At 33.9% G+C, this 18,636-nt stretch carries 17 protein-coding genes and 1 pseudogene; 10 read left to right on the top strand and 8 right to left on the bottom strand.

From position 1 onward, the window contains the following. Positions 1-59: 59 nt before the first annotated feature. Positions 60-3,376 (top strand): annotated as a pseudogene (gene carB / locus AAGU22_RS08825) (carbamoyl-phosphate synthase (glutamine-hydrolyzing) large subunit). Between the two features lie 22 nt (positions 3,377-3,398). On the opposite strand, the gene AAGU22_RS08820 reads toward carB, so the two are convergent. Then, positions 3,399-4,223, bottom strand: a complete 825-nt coding sequence (locus AAGU22_RS08820) for a metallophosphoesterase (RefSeq protein ID WP_458718755.1) — start codon at positions 4,221-4,223, stop codon at positions 3,399-3,401. A gap of 57 nt (positions 4,224-4,280) precedes the next feature. Between AAGU22_RS08820 and AAGU22_RS08815 the strand changes: the two genes are divergently transcribed. Then, positions 4,281-4,634: a hypothetical protein gene (locus tag AAGU22_RS08815; protein WP_458718754.1), complete on the top strand. Its 354-nt coding sequence runs from the start codon at positions 4,281-4,283 to the stop codon at positions 4,632-4,634. Positions 4,635-4,698: 64 nt separating this feature from the next. Here AAGU22_RS08815 and AAGU22_RS08810 read toward each other — a convergent pair whose 3' ends face one another. Further along, positions 4,699-5,391, bottom strand: a complete 693-nt coding sequence (locus AAGU22_RS08810) for a hypothetical protein (RefSeq protein WP_458718753.1) — start codon at positions 5,389-5,391, stop codon at positions 4,699-4,701. Positions 5,392-5,479: 88 nt separating this feature from the next. Here AAGU22_RS08810 and AAGU22_RS08805 point away from each other — a divergent pair, with 88 nt between their 5' ends. Further along, entirely contained in the window at positions 5,480-6,247 is a 768-nt protein-coding gene (locus AAGU22_RS08805) for a tRNA (adenine-N1)-methyltransferase (RefSeq protein WP_458718752.1), read from the top strand. Between the two features lie 323 nt (positions 6,248-6,570). On the opposite strand, the gene AAGU22_RS08800 is transcribed toward AAGU22_RS08805, so the two are convergent. Beyond that, positions 6,571-7,449, bottom strand: a complete 879-nt coding sequence (locus AAGU22_RS08800; protein ID WP_458718751.1) for a polyprenyl synthetase family protein — start codon at positions 7,447-7,449, stop codon at positions 6,571-6,573. An 891-nt stretch (positions 7,450-8,340) separates the two neighbouring features. Between AAGU22_RS08800 and AAGU22_RS08795 the strand changes: the two genes are divergently transcribed. From AAGU22_RS08795 to AAGU22_RS08770, 6 genes are all read left to right on the top strand, one after another. Beyond that, positions 8,341-9,000: a GNAT family N-acetyltransferase gene (locus AAGU22_RS08795; RefSeq protein WP_458718750.1), complete on the top strand. Its 660-nt coding sequence runs from the start codon at positions 8,341-8,343 to the stop codon at positions 8,998-9,000. A 552-nt stretch (positions 9,001-9,552) separates the two neighbouring features. After that, on the top strand, positions 9,553-10,065 hold the full coding sequence (locus AAGU22_RS08790) for a nitroreductase family protein (RefSeq protein ID WP_458718749.1): 513 nt from the start codon (positions 9,553-9,555) through the stop codon (positions 10,063-10,065). Between the two features lie 262 nt (positions 10,066-10,327). Further along, entirely contained in the window at positions 10,328-10,543 is a 216-nt protein-coding gene (locus AAGU22_RS08785) for a hypothetical protein (RefSeq protein ID WP_458718748.1), read from the top strand. Positions 10,544-10,982: 439 nt separating this feature from the next. Next, positions 10,983-11,261: a hypothetical protein gene (locus AAGU22_RS08780; RefSeq protein WP_458718747.1), complete on the top strand. Its 279-nt coding sequence runs from the start codon at positions 10,983-10,985 to the stop codon at positions 11,259-11,261. Between the two features lie 436 nt (positions 11,262-11,697). After that, positions 11,698-11,991 (top strand): hypothetical protein, encoded by a 294-nt coding sequence (locus AAGU22_RS08775; protein WP_458718746.1) that lies wholly within the window; start codon positions 11,698-11,700, stop codon positions 11,989-11,991. Between the two features lie 1,049 nt (positions 11,992-13,040). Next, positions 13,041-13,283, top strand: a complete 243-nt coding sequence (locus AAGU22_RS08770; protein WP_458718745.1) for a hypothetical protein — start codon at positions 13,041-13,043, stop codon at positions 13,281-13,283. A 425-nt stretch (positions 13,284-13,708) separates the two neighbouring features. On the opposite strand, the gene AAGU22_RS08765 is transcribed toward AAGU22_RS08770, so the two are convergent. Continuing rightward, positions 13,709-13,978 carry a hypothetical protein gene (locus AAGU22_RS08765; protein ID WP_458718744.1) on the bottom strand — a complete coding sequence of 90 codons (270 nt, stop codon included), beginning with the start codon at positions 13,976-13,978 and terminating at the stop codon, positions 13,709-13,711. A gap of 32 nt (positions 13,979-14,010) precedes the next feature. Then, complete coding sequence (locus AAGU22_RS08760; protein ID WP_458718743.1) at positions 14,011-14,253, bottom strand: hypothetical protein; 243 nt, start codon at positions 14,251-14,253, stop codon at positions 14,011-14,013. 507 nt (positions 14,254-14,760) lie between these two features. On the opposite strand from AAGU22_RS08760, the gene AAGU22_RS08755 reads away from it, so the two are divergent. Next, complete coding sequence (locus tag AAGU22_RS08755) at positions 14,761-15,168, top strand: response regulator (protein WP_458718742.1); 408 nt, start codon at positions 14,761-14,763, stop codon at positions 15,166-15,168. Between the two features lie 725 nt (positions 15,169-15,893). Here AAGU22_RS08755 and AAGU22_RS08750 read toward each other — a convergent pair. The 3 genes from AAGU22_RS08750 to AAGU22_RS08740 all read right to left on the bottom strand — a co-directional run bounded on the left by AAGU22_RS08750 (position 15,894) and on the right by AAGU22_RS08740 (position 17,863). After that, positions 15,894-16,130, bottom strand: coding sequence for a DUF5678 domain-containing protein (locus AAGU22_RS08750; protein WP_458718741.1), 237 nt, complete (start codon positions 16,128-16,130; stop codon positions 15,894-15,896). A 588-nt stretch (positions 16,131-16,718) separates the two neighbouring features. After that, positions 16,719-17,231: a hypothetical protein gene (locus tag AAGU22_RS08745; protein ID WP_458718740.1), complete on the bottom strand. Its 513-nt coding sequence runs from the start codon at positions 17,229-17,231 to the stop codon at positions 16,719-16,721. Positions 17,232-17,578: 347 nt separating this feature from the next. Then, positions 17,579-17,863, bottom strand: a complete 285-nt coding sequence (locus AAGU22_RS08740; protein ID WP_458718739.1) for a hypothetical protein — start codon at positions 17,861-17,863, stop codon at positions 17,579-17,581. Positions 17,864-18,636: the final 773 nt, after the last annotated feature.

Raw genomic sequence — 18,636 nt, 5'->3', positions numbered from 1 at the left:
ATAAATTTAATTCCTAATGTTCATAGTTTTAGTCAAAATGTCATTTGTGATGAAAAGGAATGCCTCGAAACAGGAATATACGTAAGGTCCTGGTATTAGGTAGCGGAGCAATAAAAATCGGAGAAGCGGGCGAAAGCTAGATCAAATATCTGGCCGCCATTTCGACTACTCTGGTTCTCAATGCTTAAAGGCCTTGAAAGAGGAAGGTATATCTAGTGTCTTAATTAATCCAAATATCGCAACTATTCAAACAGACAGTAAATTTGCAGACAAAGTGTATTTGTTACCAATAAATAGACATTTTGTTGAACGGGTTATTGAAATAGAAAGACCTGATTCCATAATGCTAAGCTTTGGTGGTCAAACTGCATTGAACTGCGGGGTCGACCTATATGAAAGTGAAGTTCTTCGAAAATATGATGTGCGCGTTCTAAATACTTCAGTTGAAGGTATTAAGTTAACTGAAGATAGACAGGAATTTAAGGATGCAATGGTAAAAAGTAACGTTCCTGTTCTTGACAGTACTACTGCTTATTCATATGAGGAAGCCCTGAGGGCATCAAAGGAAATTGGCTTCCCTGTGATAATAAGAGTTGCCTATACTTTAGGCGGTAGAGGAGGCGGTGTAGCATATAATGAGTACCATTTGCAGGAAATAGTTCAACGTGGACTTTCGCTGAGTATGGTTCACCAAGTTCTGATTGAAAAGTACGTTGGAGAATGGAAACAGATTGAATATGAGGTAATGAGGGACTCTGTCGGAAACAACGTGATTATATGTAATATGGAAAATGTATTGGGGATGAAAGTTCATACAGGAGACAATATTGTTGTAGCCCCATCACAAACACTGAATAATCGCGAATATCATATGCTGCGTGACGCCGCCTTAAGAGCTACGACATATTGTAAAATTAACGGGGAATGTAACATCCAATTCGGATTGAATCCTTCTTCAGATGAATATTGTGCGATTGAAATAAATGCCCGCCTATCACGATCATCGGCACTTGCTAGCAAAGCCACTGGTTATCCTTTGGCATATATGGCAGCAAAAATAGGTTTGGGATATACGTTACCTGAGCTCGTCAACACAATCACAAAAGTGACGTCAGCATGTTTCGAACCTGCGTTGGACTATATGGTAGTAAAAATGCCACGATGGGATTTTAGGAAGTTCGAGCTAGTAAAAAGAAAATTGGGAAGTGCTATGAAATCTGTTGGCGAAGTAATGGCTATTGGGAAAAATTTTGAAGAAGTTATACAGAAAGCCATCAGGATGTGTGAAATCGGCAAGGACGGGTTGGTCGCAAACGATGGAGATGAAGGTGAATATACCTCCATGACTAGACAGATTGAAAACTCAAAGGCTAACCATGATGCCTCTATCATAGAAAAAATAGAATATTCATTAATTCACCCAGACGATGAAATAATTTTCAATGTTGTAAGAGCAATAAAGGTTGGAATTAGTATTGATCGGATAAACAAACTCTCATCTATTGATCCTTGGTTTCTCATTAAAATCAAGAATGTAATTGACAAAGAGAATGAATTGAAAAATTCAAAATTTGATTTACATTTAATTGAAGAATCCAAAAAACTGGGATTTTCTGATAAACAAGTCGGTAGATGTTTGAATCTTCAAGAAGATCAAGTTAGGGAGTTTAGAAAAAAATTCGGAATAACGCCAGTAGTAAAGCAAATTGATACCTTGGCTGCTGAATGGCCTGCAAAAACAAATTATTTGTACCTCACATACAACGGAGACTCCGATGATTTGTCATTTGGTAATGCTAAAGAAGACCGGTCTATAATTGTCCTTGGAGCTGGTCCATACAGGATTGGGAGTAGCGTTGAATTTGACTGGGCGACAGTCAACATGGTATTTGGTTTAAGAAAGAATGGGGTAAATAATATATCTATTATAAATTGTAACCCTGAAACGGTTTCCACAGATTATGATGTTCCGGATAGATTATACTTTGAAGAGTTGACTTTGGAAAGGGTTCTAGATATATATGAAAAGGAGAATCCGAAAGGTTTAGTAGCTTGCGTAGGTGGACAAAGTGCAAACAATTTAGTTTCTAAATTGAGTAAATATGATGTCCAAATCCTAGGAACGTCCAGTAAAGACGTAGACAATGCAGAGGATCGTTCTAAATTTAGCCATTTATTAGATGTGTTGGGAATAAAACAGCCTCCTTGGAAAATGTTTACCAATTTGGAAGAATCTAAAAGATTTGCGAATACAGAAGGATATCCTGTCTTAGTAAGACCGTCATATGTTTTAAGTGGTGCGGCGATGAAAGTTATTTGGAGTGAATCTCAACTCGAGCAGTTCATTTTGGAAGCTTCGAGTGTAAGTCCTGATTATCCAATAGTAATAAGCAAATTTTTGGAAGAGGCATCAGAGGTTGAAGTTGATGCCATTGGTGGCACCAATGAAATTGTAATCGGTTCGATTATTGAGCACATTGATAATGCAGGAATCCACTCAGGCGATGCTATGATGTGTATTCCACCTTGGCGACTAAATCGGGAAACAATGGAAACCATAATTGAATATACCGTTAAGATAGGTAAAGCATTGAATGTAAAGGGTCCACTGAACATCCAATATTTGGTAAAGGATAATGAAGTTTATGTGATTGAAGCTAATGTTAGGGCATCTCGTTCAATGCCTTTTGTATCAAAGTTCTATGATTTGAATCTAATCGAGTTGGCTGCAAGATCCATTCTGGGCAATGATTTTCCAGCGATAGATAATGAACATTGGCTCAAGAAATCTGGCTTTGGAATCAAGGTTCCGCAATTTTCTTTTATGCAGTTGGAAGGAGCTGACATTGTATTGGGAGTAGAAATGCAGTCAACCGGGGAGGTTGCCTGTTTTGGGAACTCATTTTATGATGCCCTTTCAAAATCATATCTGGCCGCAGGATATTCTTTACCTACTGAAGGATCAGCATTAATTACAATAGGGGGAACCAAAAACAAAGAAAAATTACTTCCAATCGTTTCACTGATATCTGCGTTAGGTTTCAAAATATTAGCAACTGAACATACTGCAGAATATTTTAAGAAATCTGGTATTAAGAATGTGGAATTAGTATACAAAATTAGCGAACCCGAAAGACATCCAAATATACTGTCCCTCCTTACTGAAAGGAAAATTAATTTTATTGTAAACATACCATCGACATCCACTATTGAAAAATATGTTGGAATGCTTTATGATGAATATCAAATACGACGCAAAGCTGTAGAAATGGGAGTACCGGTTCTTACGACTGTAGAAAGTACAGTTTCATTCGTGAAAACTTTGGAGTGGACTAAGCATAATGAGCCGACGATAAGACCAATGGATAGCTATTAAAAAAATGATTTTTTACAAGACCTTAGTAAAGTAACCCTGTTAATTCTTCTTCCGAACCAATGATTGATCCATCCATGGTAAACAAAAAAGCTTTTTCTACTGACCAGTTTAGCTTATTTATCATGTTATCTAATAAAGGCAATTTAGATTTTCCACATTTCCCTGATATGTTCCTATTTATCTTACTATAGTAGTCTAAAATGTTGTTGAAATGAGGCATAATAATCAGTTCAATGTTTCTAGTATCTTTTTTGTTGTTACTTCCCAAAAAATGCTTTTTAGTTAATTTGATTTTTACCCAGATTTTGTTACCATTTAAAATACTTCCTTCTTTTTGAATGATCGGATGCAAATGTCCTACGATGATCTTTTCCACATTCATTCCAATTCGGGGTAGGATGTGACCATGTGTAAAAAGTATGTTATTGATTTCCATTCCCTGCGAACGCATTAGATTAACATTTTCTGGTAATAATTGTTTAATATTACCATCATGATTACCAGGAATAAGATAGATATTGAATAATTTACACAATGATTCCAAAAAATAAGGAACGTTATCCCATTCCGTTCTAGTTATAATTCTTATGGATGATTTCAAATCACCAAGGATGATTAATTCCTTAACTCCAGTATCTGAATGAATTTTGCTCAGTAGCTTTATTAATTCATCTATATTTTTTCTAGTGTCAATTAATATACCGTTTCTTCTTATTTTGTCTTCCAATCCAACATGCACATCTGAAATGGCTAAAAAATTCTTGAAACCTGAGGTCTCTATTAGTAATACAGGATGAGGGTAAAGTGGAAAACACTTGCTTTTATTAGTGTTTATATCATCTATCATAGGGGTCTTTATCTGTTAATATCCAAAACCTGAAAAATGCAAGTTTCACTTATATGTATGTGTGATGTACTATATAATGATATTTTTTTGACCCAAAATAGTTTTCCCATGAAGCAATGGCATTTGGAGCATGTTGAAAAAACTATTAAAAAATTTATTACAGGCCTGTCAGAAACTGCTAGCATATGGGAAAAGCGCCAGCACAAAAGGTATGGAACAATAGCAAATTGTTGCAAACAGGTGGATTATGATCTTAAACATGGAGTCACAATAGATGAGGTTATTCAAGTTTTGCAAAAAATTAAACATGATGAGACTTTTGCTCCGGTAATGCAAAGTGAGAACGCGATGCTACGATTTAATGAGATAGAAAAATATGTGCTTTCACTAAAGCAACCTCAAACAGAATAATCTCTTTTATTCTGTTTTATTCTGTTACCATATACGTTATTGTATCTCGTTATAGTAAACAATATCAAGAATTATTTGAATATAGTGTATAATTGTAGATATTAAATCCTTGCGAGCGAGATGTTACTGGAACTGTGAATGAAGCTGTTGACAATGGAGGTATATTGTATGGTTCTGCTTGGGCTTTCCATATACCAATTAGATCATTATTTCTGTCATTTAGGGCTGCAATTATAGTTGTGCTATTCGCTATAGTATTCATGTTATTGGTAATTCTACCACTTATATAGTAAAACCCAGTTGCATCTAGTCTGGAACTTGTAGAATGTATTTCAAGGTCCCTTCCGTTGGTGTTTGTCTCTTCATATGAAAAACCGATTGTATAATTCTTGATTAGATTGTTATGATTCTTATCATATATGAGAACATCAAACGGAGTTTTTTCCGATGGGTATAAAGGATGTACGGCAACTTGATTGCTATAATTACCTAATATGGTATTATTTTCGCCTGAAATAATTGTCTGTACAAAAATGTTATCTAATGTCATATTCAAATCATTTTGAGCTATACCGATTATGTGATGGAATTTGTTTTGATCTTGAGTCAATTGTGATTGTACTAATTTTAAGCCAAACACCGATTCATCATTTACCAGAATAACCCATACATTACAAATGACTAAAACAGAAAGGGTTAAGCATGATACATTTCCTACCAAATAATTCGAGTTGTAAATAGCGACAACAATTTTCATTAATGTTATTAGAAGGAAATGATTAGATTAACCTTTGGTGCAGTCTTAAAATAATATATATTTAACCCTACATAAACAAAAGAAATCCTTGATAATATCAGACGGCTCTTTTGTCTTATTTTTTTTTAACAGTGATAAGAAATGGCTCATACGGATTGAAAATGAAAAGAAATTACATACTCACCTTGGAATTATTGACGCAGGTTCTACGATTGGTTTGGAATATGGTTCGCACATCATGACGAATAAAGATAAAAAAATTTATCTTTTGCCCCCGAATACATATGATTTCGTAATGAAGTCTCAGAGAACCACACAAATAGTATATCCAAAGGACTACGGATATATTGCTGCAAGGACAGGACTGAGAAATGGCTCTAAAGTATTAGAAATTGGCACTGGGAGTGCTGCACTATCTACATTTCTTGCAAGTATTGTTATGCCTGAAGGTCACATTTATACATTTGATGTTAATGAGGATTTTATGTCCATAGCAAAGAAGAATCTGGAAAAATCCGGTATGGAACCTTACGTAACTCAGGCAATATATGACCCCACAAAAATAGATCAAATCCGGGATGTAGATTTGGTCATAATCGATCTTGGTGATCCTTGGAATTACTTGGATGTTGTTTATCCTTCAATGAAGAGCGGTGCCTCAGTGGTTTGTATATGTCCCACAATGAATCAATTGGAAAACTTGGCAACTCATTTCTTTCACGGTGGTTTTATCGATTCGGACTGTGTAGAGACATTTCTCCGAAAAATAGAAGCCAGAGAAGGGAAAACACGTCCATCGATGAGAATGATAGGTCATACGACATACCTAGGTTTTGCAAGAAAAGTTTTAAAATAAAATAAGTTCCATCTTCAAAAGTGAAGAATTTTCATTTTCATGTAACAATCTAAAGAGATTCGATACTATTTAGATCTAAACTCATTATATTATGATTAATTACCTAGAATTCTTGAATAATTGTTAGTGTTCCGGTCGAATATTCTAATCGAGTTTAAGTGAATTCGGGCGGGCTTGATTACTAACGCAACTATTAATTAGTATTGAAATATAAGCAAACTGCTTTTCGATAAATACATAAAAACTGACTCTTGTTATTTACTTTGGTGAGTTTTTAATAACCGAATAATCATGTTACTAAGTCTAAAGTGTTAGTAGGCTTGTTAAGAAAATGAACCAAGATTGGTCAAATCCTGAAGTATTTTTTTGGAATGATGATTACTTTCTATGCCGTCGAGTTCTTTCTTGGCAAGGTGTGAATAATTAAGATATGTGTTCTCCATTATTTCGATAAATATATTGTCCTCGTCATTTTGTTTGACAAGTATATTAAATAATCTTTCTTCATTGTTATAATCAATCAAATCATCATGGATCTGATAAGCAATGCCTAGAAGGCGTCCGAAATTTGCAAGAGCATTGATTTGATCTTCGTTCCCATTTGCCAAAATTGCACCGATTTTAGCTGAAGCCTCAAACAATGATGCCGTTTTATTTTCGATAACAGTGATATATTCCTCTTGAGATATCTTATGGTTCTTAACTAGTCGTAACTCAAGCATTTCACCTTCGCTCATTTTAATTGATGCTGTAGATAGCTCTTGAGTAACGCGATTGTTATTAGTTTTGGCACTTATATTTAATATGATACCTAAAATGAAATCCGCTGTGAGAATACTTGCATTATATCCATATTTTACATGGAAAGAAGGTAGGCCTCTCCTAATATTGTCAGAATCAATAATATCATCATGTATAACTGATTCTGTGTGTAGTAATTCGATTGCTGAAGAAACAGCAAATATATTTTCCCTAGATTTTGAGTTTAGGGAGCTAATATTGTCATTCTTAATAGTTTCGGCTGCTAGATTTAAAATCAAAGGTCTAATTCGTTTACCACCCTGGCATGCATATTTAAGTGGCAGATAAAATTCTGACCAGGAATAAGACTCTATTTCTCTCGATAAGGATTCATTAATTTTATTAATATATTCATTAAACCTTTCAACAAACGGATTTACCTGAAAGTCTCTCTCATTCAATAATTATTCCTAGCCTACATAAGTAATTTACTCTGAACTTATTAATGCTTGTTTTTATCGTAATTTTATTATCCAGGCTCTTAAAAGAATCCGTACTACTTTTATAATTAAATCAAGAATAGTTGGGTTAATTAGATTTTGGAAAAAGGCGTTTCTCTATTTTTATTGAGCTTCCACATCCTACTTCTAAATGATATCGATTAATTTTTTCAATCTAATTTATATCGCATTTATGTGAAAAGGTAATTATTTGGTGAATATTAATTAGCATAATAAATTGGTTTTCCTTTGAAATAGCCTTATTTTTTCATCTACATTCTATTCGTTAGGACTTGATAGTCGAATTAAGTGAGTTCTTTACAAAAGTCTAAACTAATAATATCACAAGGTTACCCTAAGCCACTCTAATATTATACGATATTATTGGGAGATCATTAGAGGTGCAATTATTCAAATGATTAAAAATTTACGTCGCTGCTGAATTCGTTACAACATATTTTGAGTAATCCAATTGGAAGGTGGGATAACTAGGTTATTTGGCATGGTACTTTTAGGCTTTTAGCTAGGCAATTACTGTAATTCTAATTGTTGTGAAATAACATTCTATTCATTCAAGCATGAAAGAAAGTTTCTAAGTTACCGAGTTTCCAGCTTTTTAGTGAATTTGAATTTGAATTTGAATTTGAATTTGATTCTATAGGAATACCGAAATTAGGTGCTGATGCACTTTCTACTTGTTATTTCTCAAATACCAAAAGCTCTCAGAATTTAATAATCTAATATCCATTTCGTGCTGACTGGTGCGAAATTCATAGTTAGTGCGTCACCAATCCAATAACCCTCCAAGCATAAAAAAAATTTAAATCTTTAGTGTAGTTCTATAAAGCAAAAATGAGTTCATTTTATGTACTTGATTCGGATTCAGTTTTAATTAGGCCCACCACGTTAGATGATATTCCGGAAATCGTAAAGTTGCAGGAAGAATCTTTTGCTGATCTAGCAAAGATGGGTAATATTTGGCATCCTGATGAATTAAGGAGCCATCTGAATATATTCCCAGAGGGTCAGATTGTTGCTGAGCTTGAAAATAAGATTGTGGGATCGGCTACCAGTCTAATTGTTCAGTTAAATCCTATCTACGTAGACCACACTTGGAAGAGTATTACGGGGGGTGGAATGCTTACGACCCATTTCCCAACTGGTGATACTCTTTATGGGGCCGATATATCCACTCATCCTCGAGTTAGACATAGAGGAATAGGTCACAAATTGTATCAAGGGAGAAAGGATATTGCAATGAAAATGAATGTGAAAAGGATGATTGGAGGTGGCAGACTATATAACTACTGTGAATATTCTGGAAAATTATCACCACTACAATATGCACGTAGTGTTGTAGACTGTAAATTGCACGACCTTGTGTTGAGTTTCGATCTCATCAATGGATTTAATTTTATCAAGATCCTTTCCAATTATCTTGAGGATGCTCGCTCCTTAAACTATGCCAGCTTTATTGAATGGGTAAATCCTCATTATCTACAGAGCCAATAGAGTCAAGTACAGTCCAGTCCAGTCGTCGCTTGATTCAGTTTTGAATCATTATGTATACACTTCTGGCTTTCTATTTAACTCAATGCCCAGCACTAGAGGTGGACTTTTTCATGTCGAGTTTCATAATTGATTTATTTCATTCTTCATCTTTTGATTTAAACGAATAATCCTTGATGGTAGAGCAGGAATGAATGATTATTTGAATCCAATACTGCTTGGAGCAAGTCTTTTTTCCGTAAGCATTAGTCAAAACCAGAAATAATTTTTAAGTTCTTTGACAAAAAACTAGATAGTTTTTGATTAATAAGGATAATTTATTTATTATTTGGATCCAAACAGCCGTTTTATCATCAGCTGATTTTCAAATTCCTTAGTAAATCGAATTTGGTACTTTGATCATACCGAAATGTGATAAAAAATAACGTATGGTTAATTACCCTTATTTGAAGACCTTCGATTCTTCTTTACATTAATTGAATGTAAATATTTCATAAAATTTCATCTATAGAATTATCTGAAATGATTAATATGATCAATCATAGATGGTATAACATGGATGCTTATGATTGTATAGTAACTAAACTCGAGGTTAGAGAATTTAATGATCAAAATAGTGTCTCATCAGAAATAAGGCTAAAAATTTTAGAATCAGCTAGGCTTACTGGTAGTTCTCTAAATACCCAACCTTGGAGGTTTATAGTCATACAGAATAAAAACAATCTGATGAAATTATCTAATGATAGCACTAGCGGTAAATGGATTTCCGAGGCTAATTTCGCAATAATTATTCTAACTAATCCTTATTTTCGCTTTCATCTAATTGATGCTGGCAAAGTGGTGCAGAATATGCAGCTTGCTGCCTGGAACTACGGTGTCGGTTCCGCTCTATTTACAGGGATAGAAGAAGATCGGATACGAAAGGATTTCGCTATACCCATTGATTATAAACCTGTGATCGTAGTGGGATTTGGATATCCAAAAAAGAAAATCGATGGCAAAAAGAAAAAGAAAAACAGGTTGACAATGCACGAACTGGTTTCGTTCGAAGAATATGGAAAATCCTAGCGCTTAACCAACAAACTAATTTAAGATCAAAACTCGAACGGAATTGAAAGATAATTACAAATTTTGATTTTGAAATCACAACCAGTATGAAATGTAGCGCATAAAATCCTTCGATTTGGATAATTCTTAGTTGATTAGATTTGTAATTTCATTAGTCCACATTCTACCTATTTGATCTCTAATTATTTAAGAACTCTTAATTTTGAGGTTAGAGACTGAATTCCCACAATAAATTTTTAAAGGATAAAGTGGCATCAATAATATGAAATTAAAGACTTTTTGTTCTTTGACTATGATTCCTACTTTAATACTTGTACTATTGCTACTGTCATCATTAGATAATTATTCAATACAAACTGACACATACGGTCAGCCAATTGCTGATGCTTCTCTAAATCAATCGAATACCGATTCTGTTTTAATTAGTGACTCTTCTGCGAACCCCACTACAGCAATTAATGGAACTGTTGTTGAATAGATACAAAAATAGTTAAATTTCATCTTAAGTTCTGTCTTCAGGATTGAAAATGACGGGCAGGGAGTTGAATGGAGTGTATATTTCATTAATCATACTCAATTTTCAATATGATCGGGTGTCGTGGTTCTTTTATGGCAAAAAACAATATTTCTAAGCCGGTCTTCTATGCTGCTTCCTAGAAGATTATATATCTGTTAGATCTCACGAGTGAATGAAAAATATTACCAAAGTGCGTGGATTTATGCCTTTTCCTAAATCATGACAAAAGGGCCTAAGACAATATTCATAAATATATGTTTTGTATATGACATTGATGCTGAATTTGCAAATAGATAAAACTACATTAATTATCTGCCTGCTTTCGGTACCAAATTAATGTAAGACAAATTCAGTTTAATGTAACATAATCTCGATATAGGATACAGGAATAATATCATTAATGAGAATAATTCACATAAAGAAACAAATTAGCATATCCATACTAGTCATCTTTATAGCGATCTCAATATCCATTATTTCTACTAACATATCGTATGCCTATGTGGAATTCGATGTTAGTAGCAGTGATAGTGGTGAAGATCGATCTATAACTAGTTCCCAAAGCTCTATGCAAGGTTCATATTGTTATGCCCCACCAAATGCTACTATCATAGATTCTTGTAATTCTGGGGATCTGTCCTCCAGTGAGAATACTGGTCTTAATCTACATGGACAATAGAGTCCATATCTTTTTCCAAGGGACAAAATTGTAAAGTCGAAATTTGTTTAAAAGTACATCATGACATATGGTTACTAAATGATAGAGGTTTTGCAAATTTTTGGAATACAAAATAACTGCAAACTAGATACAATCTCCAAATTACCTTACAAAAGTTTTGGAGATGAGGCATCTATACTAATCGTTTGAGAGATTCGCAGAAATAAAAAAACGACATAATTCTGATATGCTTGAGAAGTAGATAATACCTACTATAAAAAACGTATTAAAAACAAGACCAAAACCTTGTATCTCATGACTTAACAATTTCTCCCCTATTAAATTGTCAGTTAGTGGGCATATGGGCTATAATTGAGGAATGTCTTTGTACCTTAAAAAATTCATTTAAAATTACTATTAAAGAAACATTTCAAACCAAATTATACTTAAGGATATAATGACTTTTAATATGATATCTGAAAGGGAGTCAAGGATTAGATTAGCTGAAGATTGTAAATACCTTACTTCAAAACTACCTTTCGGAAGTTTCAATTTTGCACAACTTGGGATTCAGTTGTCCATTATAAAGAGAGAAGGATCCGGTAGAAACAATAGGATAGCTAAGGAGATTCAGATCAATAAAGAACCAATGGACAATCATGTTTTACTATCTATGTTTACTACTCCAGAGTTGATTGAACTAAAGGTTACTCTAGCCAGACATATTAGAGTAGAGAAAGAAATGATCTAATTAATCTCTATTAGTTTTTAGACATTTAGTCACTTCCAAGGTTAGGAAGGCTAAGAATTCTTCTCTAGCAACTAATGTAGTTTTGGAGACGATGTAATTAATCCATCTCTTATTAGTCTCTCAAGGAACAAAGTGAAATCGTGACTGCAATGAATTTGCGAAGTGATCAACCCTTTGACCTGTGAAAGTTTCGAAAAATTAGCCATACATGGACAAAAATTGTATTGCTAATCTGAAATCTTGTTTCATAAGGGTTAAAGAAATATTTTAAAGTCTACATGAGAAGGTTCAAATGTTAGCTCAAAATGGAAATTGAAACGAAGAAACAAAGTGTTTGTTATTACTTTTGAGGTAAAGGTGTTACTAATTATATATATGATATTATGACTAGTTACGTAGTGGCGGTCTAACTCATAATGTCAATGTAATATATTTTTCATTCCTCAGCAAACCGAATATCTATTTGAAGATTTACTGCGTATTTAGAGACGTAAGGTCTAATATTGCTATATCTAGATGCCCATCGATTTCTCAATTGATTTAGTTGAAAGTTTGGGCGGTGTTTTAATAATAAGAACTTTACTACCCATCACTGTTAAAACCAACCCCAACAGACAACATTATCGCAACAACAGAACAAATAGAACAAATAGCAGGTCAAACAACAAACGCAATCATAGGTAGATTATCCGCCGTAGGAGCAGCAATTGGGGGGAATCGTGAAGAACCAAATGGATAAAAAGTAAAAACAAAAAAATTGTTAGAGATACCGAACAGAATCCTTGTGAATATGTTGACCTTGTAAACAAAGCCTGGAGCATTCCATCCGTTTCCTAATTAAAAGATATCAAAAATTGTGGCTCTACCGTCATATATCGATCAACCGCTTTCGAAAATCAAGTTGGGTGAAGCACTACCAAAACAAAGTATGGACTGGAAAGAATTCATCAAGACAAGGTTATATACCAACCCTTCCTAGTAGGTTCTAATATAAACAAACAAACAAACAAATACTTTCGCCTCTAATCTCTTCTCTCAGGATAAAAAATATGGCATTTGAAATAACTCTAACTGTAAAGGTTAAAGTAGCAGTAACGAGAAGAAGTGATATTTATTTAGAGTTTGTTGGAACCGGGTCCTCATTTCAGGAAATTAGACAAGGTTGTGAACAATTTGTATCTGAATATGCAGTATTTCACGGTATCAAGGGAGTGCAAAGGGTTGAATTCATGTATGGTGACAAGGACAGCCTGATAGTAAAAACTTTTGAAAATCTAGGCAAATCTCTATAAAAAAATATTTCAAGTTTTAGATTTTTATTTTTCTACATCTAAAACAGATTGGAGTTTTTGTTGTTTTCATGTGCTTAGATTATTGCAGATTATACTTTGGCTGCTAATTCTTCCTTTGCTGCTTTGTTTGTACCGGAAACCAATCAGCTAAGAGCGGGGTTGAATGTAGATTATTTCGCCGTCTGCTAGGAAAGTATCCAAGACTATAGCGTTTGTAGGAACCTGTTTTATGAATTGAGATTAGAAAGGGGAACGTTCCCGAGTTCAAATTGTATTTACTATCCCAAAAATGAGAACGAAAGACCGAAAATGAAATATTAAAAGCCAGAAAATGTTCAAGTTTTATCTTGTTTTTAGATAATTTTAAGGTATGTATGGGTATAGTTTCCATAAAAAAGGGTTTTATTGGTTTTTTTTAACTTAGATTAATTGGGGCCGTTAGTGGATTTAGCTAAGTTAGATGTATATTCTCCGTTATTGGTTGGTCCGGTTGCACATTCGTTAGCTGAACTGGATTGTTTGCAAGATTGCATATAACCTTGGTTACTACTAGATCCATCTTTACTTACTATTTGTCCTACCAGGTTAGCATTATCTGAAACTGCACTTTCAGGTTGTAACAATCCTATTGCAGATACTGACAAAAGACCAGTTGTTACTATAGCCATTATTGTCATTGAAAGAAGTTTATTCATCAAAACAGAGAATTGTCTGCATTATAAGTATATTAAGTCAGCTTACATACATATTCGATTGCAATTGATTCTTCACAGTTGCATATGTTCAATCTCTTTACCAATCGTTCTAGATCGCAATCGTTATCTATTGGTCTTTTTCCTTTGACTGCAACATACCGATTGCTATAATCTCTTTTCAATTCATCATAATTAGAATAAAACCAATCAAAATTATCCTTCAACTTTTCATATTTTGCAAAATCTCGATCGGATTCTGATATGTTAATATTCACTTTACATACCTATTTATCTTCTAGTTCTTTGTTACATAAAACTATTGACATATCTTAGCTATAACAATCCAAAGAGTTGAAATTTGTTCAAATTTTAACAAGTATTTGAACTATTTATGACATATCTGATCATATTAGAATTGATTAAGAAAAGTTTAACCTACCTTCATATCTGAACTAGAAAGGAGTTTAATGAAAGAATCACAAAATTTGCAGATATCTTCTTACGGAGCCAAAAATCCAGGTCACTATTATTAAATAAAGTCAGCCTAGCATTCTAAACCTATAAGTGGGTTTAAATGCCATTATAAACCATGATTAATCTAGGATAGTAGTAGAATCTACTACTGATTTAGAATTTGTTGGAATGCTACAAGATTGTATTATCTATTTTGTCGAAAAGAAGCTTTTGCGGAAGGTGTGATCAACTAGTATGTCACGAGAAAACAACGATAGTTATAAACCTTAATAGTAATATTCGACAGAATGTCGCCGCCATTGTCTATTATGATAGTTGAAGATGAACGAGATCTGTCACATATTTACAAATTGTATTTAACAAGATTCGAAATTGATTCGATCATTTTCGCTAATCCGTTAACAGCTTTGGAGCATTATGAACAAAACCAAGGTAGATATGCACTGGTACTTTTAGATTGGGATTTACCGTTTATGAATGGTCTGGAACTTGCAAAGAGGATTAGAACAATCAATTCCAAGGTTCCTATTCTTATATTATCGGAATATTATATGAAAGACATGCTGCTTGAGGATGAATTCGGAGAGGGCAAAATCAATGAAGTATTGCTAAAGCCAATACGTTTGAGTGATCTGGGGACCCATATAATTAAACTCTGCTCTACCAACAATATCTATCCTGAAGAACATGTTTACCCTACCGGTTGGCCAGAATGAATCTGAAACAAAGTTGTCGGTTACTAACCATGACAACAAGCTAGGGTAAAGAATTTATATTTAATTAGATATTGACAAATCTAAAGGGATCTTGCTCAACGAACAGTTTCTATCAGCCGTCTTAATAATGGTTTGTCAAAGAGGGGTAGAAAGTTTAAAGTATTCATATCAGATCCATTGGGATCGGTGGTAAGAAATGTTGTTCCATTTGGAGAAGTTCTTGCATATATATTCCTCTTTTTTTTGCCAGCCCAATTTCAACAGTATTCTTCAACGCTAGTCAGTTTCAACATTCGTCAAATATTTATCTCTTAATATATTTCTCAAATTGAGGAACTTTTTGGGATAAGAAAAGTGATTTGTATTTGACCGTTAAGTATCAAAAGTTTTGGCGACGGCTATATTACGAGGTTGTAGAATCATGAATTAGTGGGCTTGTTCATATGTGGATGTCTAATAGTAACATAGAAGATACAACGGAAAAGAATGTCTATACCTGAACATGTTACGTCCATAAGGTTAACAAAGTGAATTTTGATATCTTTGCCAGTGTTATATATAAAAAGGATAATGATCTTGGGTGTAATTAAGACAATCAAAAAAATACCGAACTTGAAAGGGTGAGATGGTCAGAACGCATGAATGAATATTCCGTATCTAACAAAAATTCCGCATGAGGAAAGAATGTTAGTATATCTCGTACTCCGTAATTTTAGAAATAGTATTTAATTGTAGATATATTCTATCGCGATAGACTCATCATAGTTTGTAATATTCATTCTATTTACTAATCTATCATGGTCGTTATCCGTATCTACTATCCTTTTATCCTTAATGGCAACGTATTGATTATCATATTTTTCCTTAAGATTGTCGTGTTGTTTATGTACCCATTCAAAGTTGTCTGCCAACCTTTCCAATTTATCTAGATCGGATTTGGCAAAATCATCTAGAGATTGCATTGTAATTTCTATAATGGGTTTTTTACCCTAATAAACATTGGTAAATCCAAAAGCCCTGTCATCCCTTCTTTATATTTATATAAGATGATATACTGGGGTTCGTGTTAAGCGATATAGCTATAGCACATTTTATCTTTTATCAGTCGGTAAGTACCAATTTGTGGCCCGCCATTTTTAATACTCATAAGAATGCTTTAATTGACTCGGAAACTTCTTACAGGGTTTTTCTACCTTTCTCAATAACTATAAGAAAATTGCTCACATAGTGTCTACACTAATTTAAAGCCTGTAAATGGTTATGAAATCCATTATAAACCATGCATTATCTATAGATGTAAAACGATCTAGTTTGCTTGATTGCGATATCTTATTGTTGAGATAAACATTTCAAAAGTTTTGGCGACGGCACGTCTTTACCATAACTTTTAACATTTTCATGTTGACAAATTAGAAATATTGACGTAGAGTTCGAGATGTGGCCGCAACAATGTCATAAACCTTGAACCCTCAGTTAGAGTTAATCGATAAAGTCTAACATATTAACATCAGTTTTGGTGGCTTTCACTGTGGACTTTTTAATTCCGTTTATCAGTTTTGATTCTGCAAGATAAGACAGATAAAGAACAGAACAGAAATGGTAGACTCTGAAACTTTGTCGATTAACATCTGGGTCGCCCCATCGTCCAGACCACAACAACAATCAACTAACATTTTTAACAACTGTTCTCTATCATCTTTATGAAAGGCGTATAGCAGACCGCGCCACCTTTCGCAAGTATTATCAAACAACGCTTTAACTAATGGTTTCTCTCTTTCCAATACAACCAATTTCTGTTCTATGGATTCTTCAGTGACATTATCCTCCTCTTTACACAACTTCAAAAGCGTTTTATAGTTATGGAACAAAGCGCCCCTCATAATAGGCTCTATAGGAATTGGTCTGTTGGCATTAGATAGATATTGTGTATACAACTTAGCGTTTTCGAATATGCTATTAAACGTTTCTTTCTCATCCTTGGATGGTAGCCCTTTCCTAAATTCGGACCAATTCAACCGCTCGAGTTCAATTAAGTGTCTAAACGAAGGAATGCTTCGACCCATTGGATAAGATAAGATAATCATATGATTTAACCATTACGCAGTGTAACTATGCGTAGTGAGGAATTAGGCAATTCACATATTCATATGGTCAAATTACAGAATGCATTAAGTCGTTAACCTAAAAAAAGGAAAAATGTAAATCTCGTTATTTGTAAGAATCTGGTTTATCTATTAATATCTTTAATGCCTGACCCTCACCCTGTATCTCTCATGAAGTATATCCTTTAGTATCGCAAAATATTTCAAGTTCATCGAGTTTTTCTTGTAGTGTCTTTTGTGTCTTCGTAATATCTAATAATGCATATATACATAACAATGATACAAATTCATTTCGTCTTTCTAGTCTTCTAATAACCTGAGTATTCATCTATGGCCTTTTGAGTTAGATTGATAGAGTCAACGTCTTTTGTGTCTACAAAGATGTAACCATTTTTCATCAAGTTATCTCGAACATGCTGTCTCATCTCTGTGGTTGATTCGTATTTGTCATTACTGCCTCCTCGACTTCTACAAGCATTATTATAGATATCAACAAATTTTACTGGCACGTTCAATTCACTACCTGTACTTTCAATTAAAATCTTGACAAATCTGTGGGTCAGACGCTTGATGTCTTCAGAGGTATTTTCCATCTATATACTATTAGAGAAATTTATTTATAAAACACTAGCAACATGTGTCTGTTGGGAAGGATACTATTAAAAATTGATACATCTCTTTCTAACCTCGGACCCCATTTTAATCGAAAAAGTTTATTCATTAGTACTTCGAGAATCTCTGTCATCATGTTATCAAACTCTGAATTCTATATCTTCAAGGTAAAAACAAGTTTCTCAATCCTATGAAAGAAAGTGAAGATGCCTGATCAGAAAGAGGTTAGATTTTGCAAAAGAACTTTCATCCGATGTCTGACTTTTCTCCCTGTTGATGTCTGTCCCCAATTCATCATATTCTACGTGGTGTCGTCCTCTCTATAATGACACCGAAACAAACAGAAACATTCTGCAACATGTTGTTTTGTTACAATATGTCGGCTAGCAGTTCAAAATCCAATGACTCTAGTTCTTGATAGCAAAGTGGCTACAACTGGGGTTTAGCTTGATAGGTCTATTTGGACGGGTGTTTGATGAATCTCCGGTGGTGTAGTAGCAATAAAAGCTGCACAATCCGGTCAAGCATTGCGGCGTTTGAATCGTAATCCCAAATAACAAAATCTTTAAAGATCCAGAAGACGAATTAATTGCCATAGATGACCAGATATACTTTTTGTAATAAAGGCCTCAATTCAACCTATACCCGCTCTGGTAGTCAAGAGCCTTCAAAAAGATAGGATATGTATGCGCAAACTGTAATATCCACTTTGATAAAAAACGTATACTGTAAATGAAAAACTGTATAAAGATTA

The sequence above is a fragment of the Candidatus Nitrosocosmicus sp. R genome (assembly GCF_054408505.1).
Note: the sequence above shows the minus strand (reverse complement) of the source record. Positions and strands in the feature narration are given on the sequence as shown.

What these genes read in the sequence shown, in the direction of transcription:
- AAGU22_RS08820 (WP_458718755.1), bottom strand. Translation starts at nt 4,223, where the DNA reads ATGATAGATGATATAAACACTAATAAAAGCAAGTGTTTTCCACTTTAC.
- AAGU22_RS08815 (WP_458718754.1), top strand. Translation starts at nt 4,281, where the DNA reads ATGTGTGATGTACTATATAATGATATTTTTTTGACCCAAAATAGTTTT.
- AAGU22_RS08810 (WP_458718753.1), bottom strand. Translation starts at nt 5,391, where the DNA reads ATGAAAATTGTTGTCGCTATTTACAACTCGAATTATTTGGTAGGAAAT.
- AAGU22_RS08795 (WP_458718750.1), top strand. Translation starts at nt 8,341, where the DNA reads ATGAGTTCATTTTATGTACTTGATTCGGATTCAGTTTTAATTAGGCCC.
- AAGU22_RS08790 (WP_458718749.1), top strand. Translation starts at nt 9,553, where the DNA reads ATGGATGCTTATGATTGTATAGTAACTAAACTCGAGGTTAGAGAATTT.
- AAGU22_RS08785 (WP_458718748.1), top strand. Translation starts at nt 10,328, where the DNA reads ATGAAATTAAAGACTTTTTGTTCTTTGACTATGATTCCTACTTTAATA.
- AAGU22_RS08780 (WP_458718747.1), top strand. Translation starts at nt 10,983, where the DNA reads ATGAGAATAATTCACATAAAGAAACAAATTAGCATATCCATACTAGTC.
- AAGU22_RS08775 (WP_458718746.1), top strand. Translation starts at nt 11,698, where the DNA reads ATGACTTTTAATATGATATCTGAAAGGGAGTCAAGGATTAGATTAGCT.
- AAGU22_RS08770 (WP_458718745.1), top strand. Translation starts at nt 13,041, where the DNA reads ATGGCATTTGAAATAACTCTAACTGTAAAGGTTAAAGTAGCAGTAACG.
- AAGU22_RS08765 (WP_458718744.1), bottom strand. Translation starts at nt 13,978, where the DNA reads ATGAATAAACTTCTTTCAATGACAATAATGGCTATAGTAACAACTGGT.
- AAGU22_RS08755 (WP_458718742.1), top strand. Translation starts at nt 14,761, where the DNA reads ATGATAGTTGAAGATGAACGAGATCTGTCACATATTTACAAATTGTAT.
- AAGU22_RS08750 (WP_458718741.1), bottom strand. Translation starts at nt 16,130, where the DNA reads ATGCAATCTCTAGATGATTTTGCCAAATCCGATCTAGATAAATTGGAA.
- AAGU22_RS08745 (WP_458718740.1), bottom strand. Translation starts at nt 17,231, where the DNA reads ATGGGTCGAAGCATTCCTTCGTTTAGACACTTAATTGAACTCGAGCGG.
- AAGU22_RS08740 (WP_458718739.1), bottom strand. Translation starts at nt 17,863, where the DNA reads ATGGAAAATACCTCTGAAGACATCAAGCGTCTGACCCACAGATTTGTC.